This is a genomic window from Streptomyces sp. NRRL S-31, assembly GCF_000718775.1.
Taxonomy (GTDB): Bacteria; Actinomycetota; Actinomycetes; order Streptomycetales; family Streptomycetaceae; genus Streptomyces.
In genome coordinates this window covers 1-2,500 of sequence record NZ_JOCB01000204.1, presented here as the reverse complement: position 1 = coordinate 2,500, position 2,500 = coordinate 1, and the positions used below count along the sequence as shown (strand labels likewise).

Below are 2,500 nucleotides of genomic sequence, written 5' to 3'. Positions count from 1 at the left end.
GGCCACAAAGCCCCCCAGCGTCCCCGTACCACCGGTGATCAGCACCGTACCGGCCGCATCGAGATCCGCGGGAACAGTGAGGACGATCTTCCCGATGTGAGCGGCCTGGCTCATGAACCTGAAGGCGTCCCGCGCGCGGCGGACGTCCCAGGTGGTGAGCGGTGGCAGGCGCAGCTCGCCTGCGCTGAGCAGCCGGACGGCCTCGGCCAGGATCTCCCCCAGCCGCTCCGGTCCAGCGTCGGCCAGGTCGAAGGCCAGCACGTCGGGCCGGATGTCTGCCTTGCCCATCTCCACGAACCGCCCGCCGGGCGCGAGCAGCCGCAGGGAGGCGTCCAGGAATTCACCGGACAGCGAGTTCAGCACCACGTCGAAGGGGCCGAACCGGTCGGCGAACTCCAGGGTCCGGGACGAGGCGATGTGGTCCTCGTCCAGCCCCAGGGCGCGCAGTGCGTCCCACTTGGCCGGGCCGGCGGTCGCGTGGACGTCCGCGCCCCACAGCCGCGCGAGCTGGACCGCCGCCATGCCTACGCCGCCGGCCCCGGCGTGGATCAGCACCCGGTCGCCGGCCTTCAGCCCGCCCAGGTCGCGCAGGCCGTACCACGCCGTCATGAACGCGATCGGCACAGTGGCGGCCTGGGTGAACGTCCACTCGTCGGGGACGCGTACCAGCACCCTGTGGTCGGCGACGGCCACCCGGCCGAACGCGCCGGGCAGCAGCCCTGCGACCCGGTCGCCCGGCCGCAGCCCGGTGACCTCGGCGCCGACCTCGGTGACGACGCCCGCGCCCTCGCTGCCGAGCAGCGCCGGGTCCGGGTAGACACCGAGGGCGATCAGCACGTCCCGGAAGTTCAGGCCGGCCGCCCGGACGGCGACGCGCACCTCGCCGGGCCCGAGCGGGGCCTGCTCGTACGGCAGGAAGGCGAGGTCGTCCAGGCTGCCCGTGCCCGCCTGCGTCAGCCGTCCGTCGAACGCCTCCGGTGCGGAGCGCACGAGTCGGGGCACGTAGACGGCACCCCGGCGCACCGCCACCTGGTCCTCGTCGCCGACCGACAGGCCCTCGGGCAGCTCGTCGGCGTCCACGAGCACGAACCGGCCGGGGTGCTCGGACTGCGCGGACCGGACCAGGCCCCATACGGCCGAGGCTTCCGGGTCGCTCACCCCGTCACCGGGAACGACGGCGACCGCGCCCCGCGTGCGCACCACGAGCCGGTCGCCGGGCCCGGCCAGGAAGTCCTGGACGGCCGCCAGCGCCTCGGCGACCGAGCCGGGCGAGACGACGGCGTCGCCGAGCGCGCCTTCGCCGGGGGTCAGCGGAATCCAGTCGAGGGCGTACAGCGGGCCGCGTTCAGCCATCGGTCGGGTGGTCAGCGCCTCGATGGTCGCCACGGGCTCGCCGGACCGGTCCGCCAGGTGGACGGCGTACGTGCCGGGGCGCACCTCCGCCAGCCGCACGCGCGCGGAGGTCACGCCGGTGCGGTGGACCGCGATCCCGCCCAGCGAGAACGGCAGCCGCACGTCGCCTTCCGTGCCGGCCAGCAGCGCCAGCGGTTGCAGGGCGGCGTCCAGCAGGGCCGGATGAACGGAGAACCGGGCCGCGTCCACCACGGTGACCTCGGCGAACACCTCACCGCCGCGGCGCCACACCGCCTGCACGGCCTGGAAGGCCGGCCCGTACTCGTAGCCCGCCGCGGCGAGCGTGTCGTAGAGCCCGGTGACCGGTTCCGCGCCGGCCGGCGGCCATTGCGTCAGCTCCTGTCCGACCACGGATTTCCCGCTCACCGTGCCGGTGGCGTGCCGCACCCAACCGTCCGTACGGGACCGGACGTCGACCGTACGGCGGCCGGTCCCGTCCGGCTCGCCCACGACGACCTGCACGTCCACCGCGGCGTCCGCGGGCAACACCAGCGGCGCCTCCAAGACCAGTTCCTCCACCGCCGCCCCGGCCGCGTGCACCACCAGTTCCACGAACGCCGTCGCGGGCAGCAGCACCATCCCCCGTACGGAGTGGTCCGCGAGCCAGGGGTGGGTGGCCAGGGAGAGCCGGCCCGTCAGGACCCGCTGCTCGCCCACCTCGACAGCGGCGCCGAGCAGCGGGTGGTCGACCGAGTCGAGTCCGGCCGCGGACACGTCTCCCGCGCCTCCGGCGAGCCAGAACCGCGTCCGCTGGAAGGGGTAGGTGGGCAGCGTCACCGGCTCCCCTTCAGGGAACTGCCACCGCACCGGCACACCCGCGACGAACAGCCGCGCCGCGGCGGCCAGGAACTCGGCCGGGGTGCCGTGGTCACGGCGCAGTGTCCCGGTCACCACACCCGCCTCGTGCTCCTCCAGCGCGGGCGTGAGCACCGGGTGCGGGCTGATCTCGACGAAGACGGGGTCGCCACCCGAGGCGAGCAGCGCACGCGTGGTCTGGTCGAACAGCACGGGTTCGCGGAGGTTGCGGTACCAGTAATCGGCGTCGAGGGCGGAGGTGTCGACCGGCTCGCCGGTGACCGTGGAGTAG

At 74.6% G+C, this 2,500-nt stretch carries 1 protein-coding gene; it reads right to left on the bottom strand.

Features of this window, described 5'->3' with window-relative positions; genetic code table 11:
• The coding region (locus IF37_RS0138130) for a polyketide synthase dehydratase domain-containing protein (protein WP_030754229.1) at window positions 1-2,500 on the bottom strand (2,500 nt) is incomplete at both ends.